The organism is Undibacterium sp. TC4M20W (genome assembly GCF_049340245.1).
GTDB lineage: Bacteria > Pseudomonadota > Gammaproteobacteria > Burkholderiales > Burkholderiaceae_D > Undibacterium.
On the sequence record NZ_JBMPPI010000012.1, the window covers coordinates 128,884 to 146,821 of the forward strand.

Genomic DNA, 17,938 nt, shown 5'->3' on the forward strand with positions numbered 1-17,938 from the left:
TCAAACCGGTGTATCCAATATGGCTTGCAAGACCTGCGTTGCTGCCTGGGGACGCCCCAAAGCTTGCGCCTTGTCATGCATGTCGCGCAATTTATCGGGGTGTTGCAACAGGTAATTCAAGCGGTAAGCGAGGCTGACATCGTCATAGGCTTTCAACGCAACGCCCTGTTCCAGCAAAAAGTCAGCATTGCGTTCTTCCTGCCCGGGTATGGGTGAGTTGACGATCATGGGCAGGCCCATGGCCAGGCACTCAGACGTGGTCAGCCCACCGGGTTTGGTGATGACCAGGTCAGCGCAAGCCATGAGGCGTTCTACCTTGTCGGTAAAGCCCTGAGGCAGCAGGCGGCCAGGATAGCGCAAGGCGAGTTTTTGTAAGGCTTGCAGCGCAGGCGCATTTTTACCTGCGAGCACGATGAGCTGGAAATTGCCAGGCAATGACAGCAGGCGCTCAGCAACTTCATCCAGGCCGCCCAGGCCCGCACCACCGCCCATGAGCATAAAGGTTTGCAGCGCAGGATCAAGGCCAAATTCTGCTGCACAGATTTTCCTGTCCAGATGTTGCGTAAAGGCTGGCATGATAGGGATGCCCGTGACATGAATGCGTTCAGCCGGTATGCCATTGACGCGCATGCGGTCTGCCACTTCTTCGCTGGCGGCAAAATAGCCCGCCATGTGTTCATGCACCCACATTCTGTGCAAATCAAAATCGGTGACCTGTACCCAGACCGGGCAATGCAGCCTTTCTTTACGTAATAGACGGGACAGCATTTCTGCAGGAAGGAAATGCGTACAGACGATGACATCTGGCGCAAAATCAGCTATGGCCTGCAGCAATGGGCGGGCATTCAGACGTTCTATGCCACGTCTGAGTTTTTCCATGGTGCTGTCAGACTGCGCTTCATTGGACGCATGATAGAGATAACCCCACAGCGTCGGCGCTTTATTGACGAGCTTGATATAAAAATCAGTATAAATCTTGCGAAATCCGGCGGTAACAAAATCCATTACATCCAGATGCAAGACTTCAGTATCGGCGGGATAGGCCAGCGCGGTTGCCTGTATGGCCTGGGCGGCACGCTTGTGACCAGCGCCAGCGGATACGCTTAATAGCAAGATTTTTTTCTTGGGCATGGACTTTGGTGTCGGTAAAAAAACACCGAGGATATCATGCTCTGTATACCCTTATGCCAATTTGGGCGCCTGACTATCTCCTCAATACCTTCTCAAAGAGAATAGTCAGGGCTGTTGAACAGCTTTAAGGTTGCAGGCGGGAAATTTTCCATGCGCCATTTTCATCGCGGGTATAGACGATACGGTCGTGCAGGCGCGAGCTGCGGCCTTGCCAGAATTCGACGCGCTCTGGCAGCAGGCGGTAGCCGCCCCAATGGGCAGGGCGAGGGGGCTGATCACCAAATTCTTCCACCACGGCAGCCAGTTTTTGTTCCAGCGCTTGCCTGTCAGCAATAGGCTGGCTTTGTTGCGATGCCAGTGCACTTTGGCGGCTGCCCAGCGGGCGGCTATTGAAGTAGGTGTCGTTTTCTGCGTCGCTGAGCTTTTCTATGCGGCCTTCTATGCGTATCTGTCTTTCCAATGGAATCCAGAAAAACAGTAGCGCAGCATGAGGATTGTTCTCCAGGTCCTGGCCTTTGGCACTATCGTAATTCGTGAACCACGAAAAGCCGCGCTCATCAAATTCCTTGATAAGAACGATGCGCGAGCTGGGCTTGCCATCGGTATTGACGGTCGAAAGTGTCATGGCATTGGGTTCTGGTACATCAGCTTTCAAGGCTTGATCGAACCAGCTGGCAAACTGGCTGTAAGGTTCAGGCTTTACATCAGCTTCAGCCAGGCTGGCTTTTTTGTAGTCGGTGCGGATATCAGCTATGGACATGTATATCTTTCATATCATATTCAGAAATATTACAGAGTGATCTATGCAGCAATGCCACGCCTGGCCTGCATGGCAGCACCGAGGGCGGCCATTTGCTCATCAGAAAACAGACGTTTTGCCATCGGGGCGATCTGTGTTTCTTCTGTCTGCATGTGCTCGTTATACAGGGCTTGAAAGTCTTTTACCGCGGCCTCAGACAGATTTGCTGCACTTGCAGCGGCAATAGCAGTTAGCTGTTTTTTGAGCTGCTCCCATTGTGCCGCCATGTCTTCATGCTGGCTCAGGATTTTTGGTAGCAGCGAGGCCAGCAAGCTGGCATCTTCATCCCTGGCGGTCGCTTGCAGTTCAGGCAAGAGGTTGATTTCTTCATCTTCGTGGTGCAAGGGCGCCGCTTTGATAAAATAATTCAGGACAGATTGTGCCGCCTGCTGCGCATCCTGGTCTGCGCCGTGGCTGGGCAAGTGTTCCAGCAACTTGCCCATGGTCGCCAGTTGCTTGCGTATGCGGTCATGGCAATGCTTGAGCACTGCCAGGGGCTGATCAAAGCCTGGGGCGCTGTCGAATAGAGTATTCATGTTCACTTCACTTGTGTAGATATGCTTATTATGCAATAGACAGGCTGGCCCTGCTTGCGTCATATCAAATTCAGGCTTACGTGCTCTGTGCCATACAGATATATTCCCCGGCAATTGGTTTGATACGGCAGTCCTGCGGGCATATCGAAATACTTTCCTTCAAGTCTTGCATTTTATAGCCTAGTTGTTTTAAAAATGCCGGGACCTGGTCTTGCGGCATGCCAGATAAAAAGGATTCAGCTTTTTTCTTCAGCAAAAAATCGATGATCTTGCTGGCTGGCCGAAAATTGGGCTGGCCGTTGGCCTGAATCTCCATCCAGGTAAAAATCAATGCTGTTTTGGTGGCTGCCATCTGCATTTGTTTCAACAAACTGGCTATATCATCGCTTGTTAAATACATCAACAAGCCTTCTGCGATGAACAAGGTTTTCAGATCGGGATTGAATGCCTTGCAGTTGCTTAATACCTCATTCAGTTTTTGCTTACCCAGTTCGGCAGCGATGTAGTGGATGTGATGAGCTCCTGCTGCCACTGCTGCCCCCGATGTTCCTGCAGCAGTGCGCTTGACTGCCTGTGTTGCCGGGTGGTCGATTTCTATCAGTTTCAAGTCTGGATATTGCGTAGCAAGCTCCATACACAAGGTATCGTAACCGGCACCGAGCAAGACGATCTGGCGGCTACCGGCAATGATTGCGCGGGCGACATATTCCCTGATGAGTATTTTGCGCAATACATAGTGCTGCAAGATGCCGGGCAGGGTGATTTTCGCCGCTGCATAGGCAAGGCTGCGAAACCAGTGCCGTGCAGTCAGGCTGGACAGACGCGGGTGGCTGGCCCGCAATAAATGCTGGCCATGCGCCGCCATGGCTGCCGGTACCAGCCCTCTATAAGCCGGATCACGCGCCAGCATCTGTACCCCGGCTGAAACGATAAGAGCGGTGTTGCTGGCCTGATCTGTCTTCATGCTGCCTGCTCCAGGTGTTTTGCAAACATGGCCGTATGATGGCGTAACCAGGTACTTTGGAATAGCGATTCAGGATCAAGTCGCTGTTTGTACGCCAGGAAGTTTTCAAAGTTTGGATAGCAATGGCGAGTTTGCTCAACCGTGGCAAAGCGCCCATAGGTAAGATAAAAACTGCCATCGCGTTTGATAGCGAGATCAATCAGCCGGCGAAAAGCCGCCGCAGTTGCGGCGATGCCGCTTTCTGTATGTTCAGTATGCAGATTAAAAATCACGCAGGCATAGTCTTGCTTTGCCCATGGCAAAAAACTTTCTGTATCAGCTTCTATCAAACGCACGGTACCGTAGATGAGATCGACAGCATGCTGGCGAAAGTCCTGGGCGGCATCATGCATGAAGGCTGGCAGTGCAGCCCTGGGTACATATAATTCACCTATCATCTCCGAACCCTGGTGCCCGAGCATGTCGTCTATTTTTTTGTGATAGCCGTCAAGATAGGTTGTTTGCTGCAGCCTGTCGCTCCAGTAAATCTGACCTGAGCTGGCCATATAGTGCTGGGCATAACAATCAAAGGCGCGGCTCTTATCTACATGCGCGAGCATCAGCAATTGTTGCCATTGCTCATCGCTGAGAGCATGTTCTTCACGGATGCTGCTGGCCTCGGATACCGGGCAATAACAAGAGAAAACACCGCGCTGCAAAAAGTCAGGACTGGCTGGGTCAATGGCAAACTGAAAGTCACCATACACATAACCAGCATCCATGCGTTGCTGGAATGCCGGCATCAATTCATCGAGCGAGATGATGCTGACATCGCGCCGCATTTTTTGTCTTTGGCTCAGGCGCAGACTGACTTTGGTGATTACACCAAACACACCATAGCCACCTATTGCCAGTTTGAATAAATGGCTGTTTGTGTTGCGGTTGCAGTGTTGTAATCTGCCCTTTGCATCGAGCAGGCAGAAGCTTTCTACATCAGCGATAAAAGGCCGCATTTGCAAGCCCCGCCCATGTACATTCGCAGACAGGCAGCCGCCTATGCTGAGGTCATCGGCACCGGTCTGTTTTTGCCGTATGGCCCATGGCTGTGTACTGTCTTTCTGCGCTGCTTCCAGATAATCAATCAGGGCTGGCCATTGTATGCCAGCCTCTAACGTGATAATGCCCAGCTCACGGTCAAAGCTGAGTACCTTGTCCATGCCACGCATGTCCAGCAAGATGGCATCTTCTGCAAACTGTTGCCCACCCATCGCATGCCTGCCTGCGCTGATGGCAATTTTCTTGCCCTGGCTTTTGGCTTTCTCCAGCGTTGCGACAAGCTGGGGGATATTGCTTATTTCTATGATCTCGCTGACTCTGGTCAGGTTCAGTGCGGAATGAATGTCATTGACCGTGTTTGTGGTGTGGTGCTCGTGCATGCTTTTTCTCCTTGATAGAAGATTGCATTTTGCAATTCAAGGTATTGATATACAATCTAATAAAAATTGGTATTGAATATCAATACTCTTGGCGGTTTATGAAGCCACGTTCAGTTTTTACAGAAGACCTTTCAACACAGAGGCACAGAGGGGGTACAGAGGGGCACTGAGAAAAGCAAAGTACAACTGAGGTGAGTGCTCATGCTTTTCTCAGAGTCTCTGTGTCTCTGTGGTGAGCCTTTTGGTCTTGCCTTAATGCATACCATTCTATTTATCGCAAAAATGGACGCACCATGAACCTGACTCAACAAATCACGATTGCCCTGAAAAAGCACTTGAAGCAAAAAGGCCTGACCTATGCGCAACTGGCAGCGCATTTGGACATCAGTGAAGCCAGCGTGAAGCGTCTGTTTTCTGAATCGACTTTCACTGTACGCAGGCTGGAGGCGATATGTCAGTTACTGGAACTGGATTTCCTTGAGCTGGCCAGACTCGCACGCGGCCAGCAGGAACTCAAGGGAGAATTATCTGACTTGCAAGAGCAGACCCTGGCAGACCAGCCCAGGTTGCTGGGCGTTTTTTATCTCTTGCTGAATCAGTGGCAAGTCCGTGAAATCGCCAGGCAATTTGAAATTGCAGAAACCGAGTTATTGCAATTGCTGATGAAGCTGGAACGGCTGGAATTGATAGAGCTGCATCCACATAACCGCATCAAGTTACTGACCCATACCACCCTGCAATGGCGTGAGGATGGGCCTATACGCAGGAAATACCAGTCCAAAGTCATGGAAGAATTCTTGCAGAATGATTTTCATGATGAACAGGCGACTTTGCGTTTTGAGACCCGCGAGCTCAGTGCGGCATCGATTGCTGTTTTACAAAGAAAAATGGCACGGTTGCTGACTGAGTTTAACGAGCTGGCAGATATTGATGCTAGCTTGTCATCAGAACAGCGGCAGGGCATGGCCTTGTTGATGGCGACCCGGCCATGGGTATTTTCGCTGTTCTCTGATTTGAAGCGCAAAGCTGGCAGGTAGAGTCACGGTTGGAGCCGCATCAAGTAAAATAGCGCCTGCTTACAATGTCCAGCCTTTTGGCGCAATTTTCTTATGCAAGATGTAATAGATATCGATTTTGAACGCCGCTTTGGTGGCATTGCCCGTTTATATGGAGCAGCAGGTCTTGAGCGTTTCAAGCAGGCGCATGTCTGCGTCATTGGTGTCGGTGGTGTAGGTTCATGGGTGGTAGAAGCACTGGCCCGCAGTGCCATAGGCCGCATCACCATGATAGATCTCGACAATGTGGCAGAATCAAATATCAACCGCCAGATACAGGCCAATACCGACACCGTAGGCAAGGCTAAAGTCACAGCTTTGGCCGAACGTATCGCCCTGATCAATCCTTATTGCAAGGTGAACGAGGTTGAAGACTTTGTTACGCCAGACAATCTTGATGCCATGCTGGGCCAGCCAGGTTTTGATTATGTGATCGATGCGATAGACAATGTCAAAGCCAAGACTGCACTGATTGCCTATTGCCGCCAGCATGCAGTACCGCTGATCACCATAGGTGCAGCAGGTGGGCAGACTGATCCAGGCAAGATAGAAATTCGTGATCTCTCACGCACCGAGCAAGAACCTTTGCTGGCACTGGTGCGTAAGCGCCTGCGTCAAAACCATGGTTTCCCGCGTGGCGCAAAAAGCAAATTTGGGATTGATGCCGTGTTTTCCATGGAAGCGCTCAGCATGCCTGAGACTGCCGAGGTTTGCGAAGTTGGTGCAAGTGTCGATGCCAGTACTAATGCCAGTGCGGGTGTCACTGGCCTGAATTGCGCTGGCTTTGGTTCTTCCATCGTTGTCACTGCTTCTTTCGGCCTGATGGCAGCGGCGCAGGTCTTACGAAAGCTGGCTGCCGGTGATATAGACAATCAGGCAAAATAATTTTCACATTTTCCAAATTTCATACCGATATTTGCGTATGGAAACAATTCTTCATACTTTGTGGGGAAAATAGCTCAGCATTGTTGAATTACTTGTCATGCCTTGAGTTATTGCCTTTTAGCATTTAAAGTCAAATCACGCATCAGGCCCAGCCCTGATGCGCATGTCCCCGTTTGCCCTGTACTTTGCCCTGTATTTTGAATTAATTTGTCAGGCAGGCAATACGCTTAATCATGTTTCTTCATCATCCGCCCGACGTTACGGAGGCAAATATGTTTCAGGATATTCGCATCAGGACCAAGCTCATTTTCAGCTTCATTCTATTGTCACTGCTGGTGCTGGCGATAGGTTCTGCAGGGTTTCTGAGTTTGAATGCCAGCAATAATTCCATCAAGACTGTATATGACGACAGGCTGGTAGCGCTGGGCCAACTGGATGGTGTGATACGCTTGATCATGAGAAACCAGGTCATCACTGCCAAGGCCATCACCGATGATCCGGAAAAAGCGTCTGCCCACATTGCCGCTGTTGAAGCTGGCAAGGCTGAGGCGAGCAAGATCTGGGGTGAATACATGGCGACTTATCTGACGCCAGAAGAAAAAGTCCTGGCAGACCAGTTTGCGGCAAGGCGCAAACTATTTCTGGAAGAGGGTTTGAATCCTACTCTGGCAGCGCTGAAAAATAAGGACATGGATGCGGCTTCAAAATTATTCCATGGCAAAGTAGATCCCTTGTTTTTATCCATGAAAGAATCCATGGATGGGCTCATACAATTGCAGCTCAGCGTAGGCAAGTCTGAGTATGAAGCTTCGCAAAGTTTCTTCCGTAGCTTCCAGGTATTTGCGGCCTTGTTCATTGTATTGTCCGTGCTGTTTGCGTCTGCCATGGGTGTGTGGCTGGTGCGCAGTATTTCCCGCCCCTTGAACTACGCGATTGATATCGCCAACAACATTGCTGCTGGTGATTTGCGTCAGGATATCAAGATCAGTTCCAAAGATGAGGCAGGTGAGTTATTGCAAGCCTTGTTCAATATGAACCAGAGCCTGATCAACATTGTCAGCCAGGTCAGGACCAGTACAGACACGATTTTCACTGCATCGAACGAAATTGCCGCCGGTAACCTGGATTTGTCTGAGCGTACAGAAAGCCAGGCCAGCTCACTCGAAGAAACAGCATCATCGATGGAAGAGCTGACGTCAACCGTGCAGCATAATGCCGCCAGTGCTTCACAAGCCAATCAACTGGTGATGTCTTCATCTGACTTTGCCAGCAAGGGCGGCGATGTGGTCGGGCAAATGGTGAGTACCATGGGTGCAATCAAGGATAGTTCACGCAAAATTGTCGATATCATCGGCGTCATCGATGGCATCGCCTTCCAGACCAATATCCTGGCCTTGAATGCTGCGGTGGAGGCGGCCAGGGCAGGGGAGCAGGGGCGCGGTTTTGCTGTGGTCGCGTCTGAAGTGCGCAACCTCGCGCAAAGATCAGCCAGTGCTGCCAAAGAGATCAAGCAATTGATCGGTGACTCTGTGGCTAAAGTCGATGCCGGTACGGCGCTGGTGGATGAAACCGGCGTCACCATGGACCAGATCGTGACATCCGTCAAACAGGTCGCTGAGATCATGAGTGAAATTGCCGCCGCAGGGGGCGAACAAAGCCGGGGCATAGAACAGGTGAATGTGGCGATCACACAGATGGATCAGGTGACCCAGCATAATGCCGCTCTGGTGGAAGAAGCGGCCGCAGCTGCCCAGAGCCTGCTTGAGCAGGCAGATAATCTGCATCAGGTGGTGGGTGTGTTCAAGGTCGCAGGTCTGCCCGAGGGCGGCAATGTCATCAAGACCGGTAAGTTCAAAAAGGCAGAAGCCGCCAACCAAGACCAGCGCAAGACTTTGCGTCTGGGCTGAATAGCGGGCGGAATATTTACTTTAGTGCGGACTGCAAATAAAAGAGCCTGCCTGATGTTGATCAGACAGGCTCTTTTGTTAAGGCTAGGCTTAATTGTCGAGCTTGAAATTAAATTCCAGCAAAGTGGTCAGTGGCTTGGAAATCGGCGCGTATTTCCATTGAGACGCAGCAGCAATCACTTCCCTGTCAAAATGCTTGGGTGGATTGGCTTTGACAATTTCTACCTGCGAGACCTTGCCATCCGTATCAATATGCACGCGCGCGCTGACTACACCTGAGGTGATGCCTGCGCGTACTGCAGTGCTGGGGTATTTGGGCTGTACGCTGGAGACGACTTTTAAAGTCAGGTTTTCAACCGGTGCCGCAACTGGTGCAGGCTTTGGTGCAGCAGCGACTACTGGCGTTGGCGTTTCTACCGGCTTGGGGGCAGCGGCGACAGGTACCGGGGCAGGTGCGGTAGCCGTTGCTGATGCCGCTTTAGGCGCGTCTTTTACCTTGGCTGCCAGGGCTTTTGCTTCTGCTGCCGCTTTTGCATCCTTGGCGTCTTTAGCCTCTTTTGCTTCTTTGGCCTCTTTAGCTTCTTTCGCCAGTTTTTCTTCTTTGGCGATTTGCGCGGCTGACTTGTTGGATGCCATATCCATCCACTTCGTCACATCGGCAGTATCAGCATGTTTGACTGGATTTTTTACCAGACCAGTTGGCATGGCTGTCGATGAAGGTGCCTCTGGTGCACTGGCAACAGGAGCAGGCTCCGGTGTTTTTTGGCAGGCAGTAATGAGCAAGGCACTGGATGCCAGGCTGAAAGTGAGAAATGATAACTTCCCTGTTGTTTTAGTAACTACCGTTTTCATATTACTCCAGACAAAAGACCGTTTTTAAAGCTAAAGTTAAATCAAGCAATCGGCTATATCGCAGCGAACAGAATGTTCGCATGAAAATAGTGCATTTCAAAATAAATGCAATAAATTGGTGCAAAATAATTTTGCTCGCTGCGCAGGAAATTTTCACAAATCCGAACGGCTATCCTGCCATGGATGTAGGCACTTAGCAATATTCAAATCACAGATGTGATTGAAATCATGAAAATTCACCGATCAAAATGGCATAAATTTCGCATATCTATGCATGATTTATGCCAAATGCAGGCTAAATCATTTAATTGATAATAATTATGAAAAAAAAGCCAACTTCTTGCGAAGCTGGCTTATAGTATTGTTACGAGATTATGTTAATTTTGTTTAGTGCTAAACAGGCTTGATTCAGGTCAGGATTTTCCGAACACTTCATTCAATTGCTGGGTGACCCGGATGAAGGTCGTGCGCTTGGTCAGTTCCTTGAGTTTGTGCGCGCCCACATAAGTGCAGGCAGAGCGCACGCCACCGAGTATGTCCTGCAAGGTTGTTTCCACCGGGCCGCGGTAAGGGATCAATACTTCCTTGCCTTCTGACGCACGGTATTTGGCAACGCCACCTGCGTACTTGTCCATTGCAGCGCGACTGCTCATGCCGTAGAAGCGTTTGAATTGCTGACCATCACGTTCTACCAGATCGCCAGCACATTCATCATGACCAGCCAGCATGCCACCCAGCATGATAAAGTCGGCACCGGCACCAAAAGCCTTGGCCAGATCACCTGGTACGACACAGCCACCGTCGGCACAAATTTGCCCGCCCAGGCCATGCGCAGCATCAGCACATTCAATCACGGCTGATAATTGCGGATAACCCACTCCTGTCATCTTGCGCGTTGTGCAGACTGAGCCCGGGCCTATGCCCACCTTGACGATGTCGGCACCGGCCAGTATCAGTTCTTCAGTAATATCACCGGTCACCACATTGCCTGCCATGATGGTCAGATGCGGGTAAGTGGTACGCACTTTTTTGACGAAATTGATAAAGCCCTCGGTATAACCGTTCGCCACATCGATGCAGACATATTCTATGGCATTCTGGGCGCGCGCCATGACGGCACAGAATTTCTCAAAATCGGACTGGGTAATACCCATGGAATAAAAGGCTGTCGACTTCTTTTGCAAAGCAGAGAAATAGTCGACCAGCGCATCTTCATCATAATGCTTGTGCAGGGCGACCGATAATTGGTGCGGGTCCAGCGCGGCGGCCATTTCCATGGTGCCGGTAGAATCCATGTTCGCAGCAATGATGGGGATACCGTGATAAGTCTTGCGGGAATGATGGAAAACGAATTCACGTTCCAGATTGACCTGAGAGCGCGAAGTGAGGGTGGACCGTTTTGGACGTATCAAAACATCCTTGAAATCCAGCCTGAGGGTTTCTTCTATATGCATAACGACTCCATAATGCGTCTGGCGGACGCGGGAAGTGACAACCCAGGCAGCAAAGCTGACTAAGTTGTTGAGCCGTACTTGAGTATAGTGCAAAAAAATCCGGAATCATCATTTGAATTTGATATGGACCTTATCATCCATTTCATATTCTGGATACCCCGGATATTGTCAAGCTTATATGCTGGTCAGCTTGCCTTTTTAATGTGCCGCTAATGAGTCGTTAATGTGTGGTTAATGTGTGATTACAGCGCCCATGGTGGCGTGAATGTCTTGCCATCTTCCAGCACTGCCTCAGCACCTACTGGCAAGATTGCCACGGCCCTGAAATTCTCATCGCTGGTCTTGCTGATTGAAAAACGGGTATGAGCAGGTACGATCAGGCATGCGCCTGCGCTTAGCGTGTGATGATGGTCTCCCATGCTGACCTTTGCCGCTCCTGAAAGGCAGATAAATATCTCTTCACGTGTCAGTTGGTGCGCGACACCGGGTTTGTTGGCACTTAGTTCAACGATCCAGGCTGAATTTTCCGTTGAGCCACGGCTGGGTGAGGCAAGACCGATAAAGGTGGCCTCATGCATGGTAAACACTTTGGCGGATGATGCGTCGATCAGATTCATAATTTTCTCGTGTGATATAATTCACCAAAGATTATAAACTAAGGTGAATTAAATTACCACGCAAGCACATATTGATCTCGGCGTATTGCTGAATCTGGCTTTTGGCAGCTTCAAAGAACAATTGCATCAACATCTGGCACAGCAAGGCTATGCCGATGTCGGCAGTTCTTTCGGCTATGTTTTTCGTTTGCTGGAGAATAATCCGCAAAACCTCAAGCAGCTTGCAGAAAGCCTGGGGATGACCCCACAGGGCGCGCTAAAAATCGTCAATGATATGGAAGCAAAAGCCTATGTGCGACGTGAAGACGACGCTACTGATGCAAGGGTGAGATTACTGCACCTGACGCCGCGTGCACTGGCCCTGATGAAGGTGGCGCGCGCCTTTCACCAGGAGTTTGAACATCGTTTAATTGAGAGCATGGGCGCAAGCAAAATAAAAGCCATGCGCGCTGTGCTTGAGCAGATTACAGCGGACGCAGACTATGGTTTACCCAAGCTGCGCCCACTGTAAGCAAGTCTGGTATTCAGTGGCAGGCAGCCTGGCCTTTATCTACCAGTGTCTGCCCTGGAACAGGCAAAAATTCCCACTCGTAGGACTTGGCATGCAGAGTCAGTTTCAATACGCCATAGGTAGAATTGTCGCGTAACTCGGTTGTTCCCTTGGGCAGGAACATCGGCGTCAGCTTCGCACCACCGGTACCAACGACAAAACTGCGCATGCCATTTTTGTCGTCCTTGTCGCCATTTGCATCAAGAGGGGCAAAGCGTTCGTAATCATGGTCGTGCGCGGCCAGCACGATATCTGCTTTGGCTGCTGCCAGCATGGCCCAGGCTTCCTGCATATTCTTGTTATTGCCATGGCCGCCAGAGCTATACACAGGGTGATGCCAGAAGGCCAGGGTGCAGCTTTGTTTATTGCTGTCCAGTTCGTCCTTCAGCCATTTCAATTGTACTTGCATCTGGGCCTGGTCCAGATTGCTGTTGAGCGAGAAGATATACCATTTGCCCAACCTGGTCGCATAGTAACCGCGGCGATCCGGGCCAGCCAGTTCACCAAAATAATTGTAATACCCCAAAGCCTTGGGCATGCCGTAATCATGATTACCCGGTGATGGCAGGGTTTTTTCCTTGAAGCGTCCCCAGGTGGGTTCATAGCAGTTGCTGAACTCTTCGGGTTTGCCGACTGGATAAGTATTATCGCCCAGGGTAATCGTCCTGGCCGTGCTGTCTTTGGCAAGGCCGGCGGCAATCAGTTCTGCCGTCCTGGCAGCCATGCTTTCGACAGGTGGCCTTTTGCGACAGTCAGCAATATCACCAGCCACATACACAGTGGCGCTGACAGATTTTTCAACAGTTTTTTTACTTGCCGGTTTGGTCTTTTCGGCTGCATTTGCAGGCAAAATAAACAGCGTGGCAATACAAAAGGCCAGGATAGAAATACGCATGAAATTCTTTATTTGGTAAGGCTATGCCAGGTGCTGGCAAGAACAGGCGCGTATTTTACCTGTTCCTCCGGTTTGTCATTCAGTTTGCTATCAGCACACTATAGTTTTGCGGACCGCAAGCGCAGTGCATTGCTGATGACGGAGACCGAACTCAGGCTCATGGCAGCACTGGCGATCATGGGGCTCAGGAGAATACCGAACCATGGATAAAGCAAGCCTGCTGCAATGGGCACGCCGACAAAATTGTACGCGAAGGCAAAGAACAGGTTTTGCCTGATGTTTTTCATCGCCTGTCTGCTCAGGGCGCGGGCTTTGACTATGCCGCGCAAATCACCTTTGACCAACACTACATGAGCGCTATGCATGGCAACATCCGTGCCGCTACCCATGGCAATACCGACGTCTGCCTGCGCTAGCGCAGGTGCATCATTGATGCCATCGCCAGCCATGGCAACCACACGGCCCTGTGCCTGCAATTCCTGCACGATACGGAACTTGTCTGCAGGCAGCAAGTCTGCGCGCACATCGTCGAGCCCCAGTTGTTTTGCCACCGCCTGCGCAGTCCTGGTGTTATCACCCGTCAGCACGATGATGTGCATCCCCTGCTGCTGCAATTGAGTGATGGCCTCTTTGCTGTTGTTCTTGATCTTGTCTGCGACACTGAGCAGGGCCACAGCTTTTTGTGCTACTGCCAGCAGCATGACGGTATGTCCCTGCGCCTGCAGATCGTTGATTTTTGATTCAAAGCCTGGCAGCGCTATGGCATGTTCTTTCAACAGCGCAGGGTTACCGAGCAAGACCGTCTTGCCATCCATCGTGGCGCTGACACCCTTGCCTGTGATGGACGTAAAATCGCTGATGGCAATGGGCTTTGCACCGCGAGTCATTACATAGCTGACGATGGCATGGGCAACTGGATGCTCACTGCGTTGTTCCAGCGCCATGGCCAGCGCCAGCAAGTCTGCTTCTGATTCGCCGCTGGCAACGCTGAAGTGTTGCAGTGTGGGTTTGCCTTCTGTCAGCGTGCCGGTTTTGTCTATCAGCAGGGTATCGATTTTTTCCAGTCTCTCAAGTGCTTCTGCATCCTTGATCAGCACACCATCACGCGCACCACGGCCTATGCCCACTGTGACCGATATCGGTGTGGCCAGGCCAAGTGCACAAGGGCAGGCAATGATCAACACTGATACTGCAGCCATCAAACCATTCGCCATGCCCGGTGCTGGTCCCCATAAAGCCCATGCAACGAAGGCCAGCACGGCTGCTGCAATCACACCCGGTACAAACCAGCCGGATACCTGATCCGCCAGCTTCTGGATAGGTGCGCGTGAACGCCCGGCCTGGTTCACCAGATTGATGATGCTGGCGAGCAGGGTATCCTTGCCTATGCGTTCAGCCCGCATGCTGAAGCTGCCTTGCTGGTTGATGGTACCAGCACTGACTTTGTCACCGGCCTGTTTGCTGACGGGCAGTGGTTCACCTGTCAGCATGGCTTCATCGACATTGCTATGACCATCCAGCACGGCACCATCAACAGGGATATGCGCGCCCGGCTTGACGCGCAAGTTGTCGCCAGTCTGTACTTCATCAAGAGCAATTTTTTTTTCGCTGCCGTCAGCAGCAATGCGTATCGCCGTTGCAGGTGTCAAACCCAATAATGCCTTGATCGCTGCATTGGTTTGCGAGCGTGCCCGCAATTCCAGTACCTGTCCCAGCAAGACTAAAGTAATGATGACGGCCGCTGCTTCAAAATACAGTGGTGCCATGCCATCCATCTTGAAGGCGGCAGGCAAGATGCCTGGCAACAGCAATGCCACCAGGCTAAATATATAAGCTGCAGCAGTGCCCACACCTATGAGGCTGAACATGTTCAGATGCCCGGTTTTGAAGGAAGCCAGCGCACGCTCAAAAAATGGCAGGCCAGCCCATAGCACGACGGGCGTCGCCAGGAAGAATTGCAGCCAGTTGAACGCCGTCATGCCCAGCAGGTGATGAAACGATATGCCAGGCAACATGTCACCCATGGTCATGATCAGCAGCGGCAAGCTCAGTACCAGGCTGAATTTGAAGCGCCGCGACATGTCATCAAGCTCACTGGTATCTTCTTCTGCCGAGGCTTCCTTGGGTTCCAGTGTCATGCCGCACAGCGGGCAAGTGCCCGGGCCTACCTGCTCTATTTCCAGATGCATGGGGCAGGTGAAGATCGCATCTTTAGCTACTGGTTTTGGGGCAAGGCGTTTTGCCGGGTCCAGCCAGGCAGCAGGGTCTTTGCGAAATTTTTCTAGACAGGCATTGCAGCAAAAATAATAGCTTTGCCCATCATGCTCAAACTGGTGCTGGCTTTGGGCATTGACGCGCATGCCGCAGACTGGGTCTTTGTGTTCGCCATTGGCATCGCTTTGCATGGCATCGTTGTTCACTTTGCCCAGACCTATCACTTTCTTGGCCTTGACATAGTTTTGTGGCGCCGCATTGAACTTGCTGACGCAGGACGTGCTGCAAAAATAATAGGCGACACCTTGAAAACGGGCTGTCTTCTCATTGTTCTTGCTGACTTGCATGCCGCACACAGGATCAGTGTATTTTTTTCCCTGAACTGCAGTTGCCTGCTCGTCATGCTTGTGCCCACAACAATTGCCGCCATGCTCGTGAGTGGTGTGATCCTGGGTCATGAATGATGCTCCCGTACAGATAAAATGATATTGCCTTATCATAGACTCCGTACCCAAGAACAGAGTCAAGGACTATTTAATAATGTCTGATGCAGATCAATATACGATAGGGCAACTGGCCAAGGCAGCGGGCGTAGGGGTAGAAACCATACGCTATTACCAGCGCCGCGATTTGCTGCCCGTGCCCGAAGTAGCCAGCGGCTTCAGAACCTATCCCGCTAGCCTGGCTGAACGCATACGCTTTATCAAAAGAGCACAGGAGTTAGGTTTCAGCCTCGATGAAATTGCCAATTTGCTGATGCTGGAAGATGGTAATGACAGACAGTCCATACGCGATGTCGCGCACGAGCGTTTGTTGCAGGTAAAGGCCAAGCTGGCCGACCTGCACAGGATGGAAGATATGTTGACCGAACTGATACATCAATGCGCTTCATCAACTGAACAGGCGCAGTGCCCGATTATCCAGGCGCTGGCAAGTGATAAGCCGGCAGACGCAAAAGCTTGTCAGCATTGAGATGGATGGGCCGGGGCCAGACTTGCTTATTCTCCGCTGGCGACCCAGTCCGGTTGTTCGGTCTGTACATAATGGATCAAGGCATCAACGACCAAAGGGTCAAACTGCTTGCCGCTCCTGGATTTGATGTAGGCAATGGTGTCTTCGAGTGACCATGGTTCCTTGTAAGGGCGGCGGTGCAGCAGGGCATCAAACACATCAACAACCGCTACTATGCGTGCTGACAGGGGGATTTCTTCTCCCTTCAGTTTGCGTGGGTAACCCTGTCCATCAAAATGTTCATGATGACTGCCCGCAATTTGCGAGCCATAAGTCAGGTAACTGACGCCATCAACCATGGTGGCAGCGCGCGCCAATACGGTTTCGCCCGCCAGTGCGTGGTATTCCATAATGATGCGTTCATTTTTGTCATGCCCGCCTGCTTTCAGCAGCACGGCATCTGGCGTTGCCACCTTGCCTACATCATGCAGGATGCTGGCGATGCCCACCATTTCCATGAATTGCGGTGTCAGGTCAGCGGCAAAATCATTGCGCCGCTTGAGTTCATTGGCAATCGCATTGGTCAGCCTGCAAACGCGCTGCACATGGCCGCCTGTATCGGTGTCACGAGATTCTGCCAGATCGGTCAGGGCAACCACCGAGGCTTCCTGGGCTTTTTGTAGTTGCTCGTTGAGATAGCGGTTATCAAAGGCAGCAGCGATGCGGTCACAGAATAATTCCAGCAAGTCGCGCTGCATTTGCCCCAGTGGCCAGGGCGGTGTCACTAATATCGCAAATTCATGACCTTGTCTGGTGTGAATGAACAAGACATCGGCAGGATGCTGGAACTGGCTTTTCTTTTCGTTGAAGGCTTTTTCTACGATGGCGGTCCATTCGCAATCCTGTGGCAATTTGTCCAGGCCTGAAAAATCACTATAGGTACCGGTGGCCGCAATGATGCTGGCTTGCAGGTTGCCGCCAGGGTTACCTACCGGATTGCGTGACAGGCATAAAACGCCATCGGCACCAACATCGAGTATCGCACCTATCTGGTTGAGCACGCCACTGGCAAATTCCTTCAAAGACTTCAACTCATACAGGTTGGCAGACGCCTGCAATATGCGCGTCAAACCTATGCGGCTGCGCTCTATCGACACCAAGCCTTCATAGGCGCGCAAGGACGCGATGACGGTCGTGAACAGGCGCTGGGTAGTCAGCTCGGTCTTGGTTTTATAGTCATTGATATCGTAATCGACGATGACACTTTTCTCCGGTGCCTGGCCAGGCTGGCCAGTGCGCAGGACAATGCGTACCAGTTGATTTTTTAACTCTTCGCGTATGCGTTTGACGAGACGCAGGCCAGCGTCATCGGTTTCCATGACGACATCCAGCAAGATCAGGTTGATGTCGTTTTCTTTACTTAAGATATCAAATGCTTCAGATGCACTGTGCGCTGACAGTATATCCAGCGGGCGGCCCTTGAAGACGATATTGGAGAGGGCAAGGCGGGTTACGGCGTGTATGTCTTCTTCATCATCGACGATGAGCAGACGCCAGGGGTGTGATTCAAATGAGGCATCAAGCTGCTGCTGTGATTGATCATCCTTTTCATCTTCGATGATCCAGTCTTCGTCTGATCCCTGTTCGTGATTCATGCATTCCCCCGATCATTTGCACTGCAACATGACTTATGGAAAATCAATCGAAATGGCT

General features: G+C 51.2%; 16 protein-coding genes. 5 read left to right on the forward strand and 11 right to left on the reverse strand.

The annotated features are described in order from the left end of the window. The 5 genes from ACO0LL_RS16155 to ACO0LL_RS16175 all read right to left on the reverse strand — a co-directional run bounded on the left by ACO0LL_RS16155 (window position 1) and on the right by ACO0LL_RS16175 (window position 4,845). Window positions 1-1,131, reverse strand: coding sequence for an MGDG synthase family glycosyltransferase (locus ACO0LL_RS16155; protein WP_422951877.1), 1,131 nt, complete (start codon window positions 1,129-1,131; stop codon window positions 1-3). A gap of 124 nt (window positions 1,132-1,255) precedes the next feature. After that, complete coding sequence (gene pdxH / locus ACO0LL_RS16160; protein ID WP_422951878.1) at window positions 1,256-1,891, reverse strand: pyridoxamine 5'-phosphate oxidase; 636 nt, start codon at window positions 1,889-1,891, stop codon at window positions 1,256-1,258. A gap of 41 nt (window positions 1,892-1,932) precedes the next feature. Next, window positions 1,933-2,466: a hemerythrin domain-containing protein gene (locus ACO0LL_RS16165; protein ID WP_422951879.1), complete on the reverse strand. Its 534-nt coding sequence runs from the start codon at window positions 2,464-2,466 to the stop codon at window positions 1,933-1,935. 76 nt (window positions 2,467-2,542) lie between these two features. Beyond that, window positions 2,543-3,430: a class I SAM-dependent methyltransferase gene (locus ACO0LL_RS16170; protein WP_422951880.1), complete on the reverse strand. Its 888-nt coding sequence runs from the start codon at window positions 3,428-3,430 to the stop codon at window positions 2,543-2,545. Next, the gene (locus tag ACO0LL_RS16175; RefSeq protein ID WP_422951881.1) at window positions 3,427-4,845 is read right to left on the reverse strand and encodes an FAD-binding oxidoreductase; all 1,419 of its coding nucleotides are present in this window, start codon (window positions 4,843-4,845) and stop codon (window positions 3,427-3,429) included. Before ACO0LL_RS16175 ends, ACO0LL_RS16170 begins: the two co-directional genes overlap by 4 nt. A gap of 293 nt (window positions 4,846-5,138) precedes the next feature. Between ACO0LL_RS16175 and ACO0LL_RS16180 the strand changes: the two genes are divergently transcribed. The 3 genes from ACO0LL_RS16180 (at window position 5,139) to ACO0LL_RS16190 (ending at window position 8,692) form a co-directional block, all read left to right on the forward strand. Then, entirely contained in the window at window positions 5,139-5,882 is a 744-nt protein-coding gene (locus ACO0LL_RS16180; protein WP_422951882.1) for a helix-turn-helix domain-containing protein, read from the forward strand. 72 nt (window positions 5,883-5,954) lie between these two features. Continuing rightward, window positions 5,955-6,785, forward strand: coding sequence for a tRNA cyclic N6-threonylcarbamoyladenosine(37) synthase TcdA (tcdA, locus tag ACO0LL_RS16185; RefSeq protein ID WP_422951883.1), 831 nt, complete (start codon window positions 5,955-5,957; stop codon window positions 6,783-6,785). 272 nt (window positions 6,786-7,057) lie between these two features. Beyond that, on the forward strand, window positions 7,058-8,692 hold the full coding sequence (locus ACO0LL_RS16190; protein ID WP_422951884.1) for a methyl-accepting chemotaxis protein: 1,635 nt from the start codon (window positions 7,058-7,060) through the stop codon (window positions 8,690-8,692). Window positions 8,693-8,782: 90 nt separating this feature from the next. On the opposite strand, the gene ACO0LL_RS16195 is transcribed toward ACO0LL_RS16190, so the two are convergent. The 3 genes from ACO0LL_RS16195 to ACO0LL_RS16205 form a co-directional block, all read right to left on the reverse strand. Further along, complete coding sequence (locus tag ACO0LL_RS16195) at window positions 8,783-9,544, reverse strand: energy transducer TonB (protein WP_422951885.1); 762 nt, start codon at window positions 9,542-9,544, stop codon at window positions 8,783-8,785. A 413-nt stretch (window positions 9,545-9,957) separates the two neighbouring features. Further along, entirely contained in the window at window positions 9,958-10,998 is a 1,041-nt protein-coding gene (locus ACO0LL_RS16200; protein ID WP_422951886.1) for a GMP reductase, read from the reverse strand. A gap of 242 nt (window positions 10,999-11,240) precedes the next feature. Then, window positions 11,241-11,615 (reverse strand): cupin domain-containing protein, encoded by a 375-nt coding sequence (locus tag ACO0LL_RS16205; RefSeq protein WP_422951887.1) that lies wholly within the window; start codon window positions 11,613-11,615, stop codon window positions 11,241-11,243. 85 nt (window positions 11,616-11,700) lie between these two features. Here ACO0LL_RS16205 and ACO0LL_RS16210 point away from each other — a divergent pair, with 85 nt between their 5' ends. Beyond that, complete coding sequence (locus ACO0LL_RS16210) at window positions 11,701-12,126, forward strand: MarR family winged helix-turn-helix transcriptional regulator (protein ID WP_422951888.1); 426 nt, start codon at window positions 11,701-11,703, stop codon at window positions 12,124-12,126. A gap of 13 nt (window positions 12,127-12,139) precedes the next feature. Here the strand turns inward: ACO0LL_RS16210 and ACO0LL_RS16215 are convergent, their stop codons facing one another. Beyond that, window positions 12,140-13,060 carry a metallophosphoesterase family protein gene (locus ACO0LL_RS16215; protein ID WP_422951889.1) on the reverse strand — a complete coding sequence of 307 codons (921 nt, stop codon included), beginning with the start codon at window positions 13,058-13,060 and terminating at the stop codon, window positions 12,140-12,142. 98 nt (window positions 13,061-13,158) lie between these two features. Further along, window positions 13,159-15,732 carry a heavy metal translocating P-type ATPase gene (locus ACO0LL_RS16220; RefSeq protein WP_422951890.1) on the reverse strand — a complete coding sequence of 858 codons (2,574 nt, stop codon included), beginning with the start codon at window positions 15,730-15,732 and terminating at the stop codon, window positions 13,159-13,161. Between the two features lie 82 nt (window positions 15,733-15,814). Here ACO0LL_RS16220 and ACO0LL_RS16225 point away from each other — a divergent pair, with 82 nt between their 5' ends. After that, on the forward strand, window positions 15,815-16,246 hold the full coding sequence (locus ACO0LL_RS16225) for a MerR family transcriptional regulator (RefSeq protein WP_422951891.1): 432 nt from the start codon (window positions 15,815-15,817) through the stop codon (window positions 16,244-16,246). A 26-nt stretch (window positions 16,247-16,272) separates the two neighbouring features. Here the strand turns inward: ACO0LL_RS16225 and ACO0LL_RS16230 are convergent, their stop codons facing one another. Then, complete coding sequence (locus ACO0LL_RS16230; protein WP_422951892.1) at window positions 16,273-17,880, reverse strand: DUF3369 domain-containing protein; 1,608 nt, start codon at window positions 17,878-17,880, stop codon at window positions 16,273-16,275. Between the last annotated feature and the right edge of the window lie 58 nt (window positions 17,881-17,938).

Coding starts and splice junctions, on each gene's coding strand:
- ACO0LL_RS16155 (WP_422951877.1), bottom strand. CDS start 1,131: ATGCCCAAGAAAAAAATCTTGCTATTAAGCGTATCCGCTGGCGCTGGT.
- pdxH (WP_422951878.1), bottom strand. CDS start 1,891: ATGTCCATAGCTGATATCCGCACCGACTACAAAAAAGCCAGCCTGGCT.
- ACO0LL_RS16165 (WP_422951879.1), bottom strand. CDS start 2,466: ATGAATACTCTATTCGACAGCGCCCCAGGCTTTGATCAGCCCCTGGCA.
- ACO0LL_RS16170 (WP_422951880.1), bottom strand. CDS start 3,430: ATGAAGACAGATCAGGCCAGCAACACCGCTCTTATCGTTTCAGCCGGG.
- ACO0LL_RS16175 (WP_422951881.1), bottom strand. CDS start 4,845: ATGCACGAGCACCACACCACAAACACGGTCAATGACATTCATTCCGCA.
- ACO0LL_RS16180 (WP_422951882.1), top strand. CDS start 5,139: ATGAACCTGACTCAACAAATCACGATTGCCCTGAAAAAGCACTTGAAG.
- tcdA (WP_422951883.1), top strand. CDS start 5,955: ATGCAAGATGTAATAGATATCGATTTTGAACGCCGCTTTGGTGGCATT.
- ACO0LL_RS16190 (WP_422951884.1), top strand. CDS start 7,058: ATGTTTCAGGATATTCGCATCAGGACCAAGCTCATTTTCAGCTTCATT.
- ACO0LL_RS16195 (WP_422951885.1), bottom strand. CDS start 9,544: ATGAAAACGGTAGTTACTAAAACAACAGGGAAGTTATCATTTCTCACT.
- ACO0LL_RS16200 (WP_422951886.1), bottom strand. CDS start 10,998: ATGCATATAGAAGAAACCCTCAGGCTGGATTTCAAGGATGTTTTGATA.
- ACO0LL_RS16205 (WP_422951887.1), bottom strand. CDS start 11,615: ATGAATCTGATCGACGCATCATCCGCCAAAGTGTTTACCATGCATGAG.
- ACO0LL_RS16215 (WP_422951889.1), bottom strand. CDS start 13,060: ATGCGTATTTCTATCCTGGCCTTTTGTATTGCCACGCTGTTTATTTTG.
- ACO0LL_RS16220 (WP_422951890.1), bottom strand. CDS start 15,732: ATGACCCAGGATCACACCACTCACGAGCATGGCGGCAATTGTTGTGGG.
- ACO0LL_RS16225 (WP_422951891.1), top strand. CDS start 15,815: ATGTCTGATGCAGATCAATATACGATAGGGCAACTGGCCAAGGCAGCG.
- ACO0LL_RS16230 (WP_422951892.1), bottom strand. CDS start 17,880: ATGAATCACGAACAGGGATCAGACGAAGACTGGATCATCGAAGATGAA.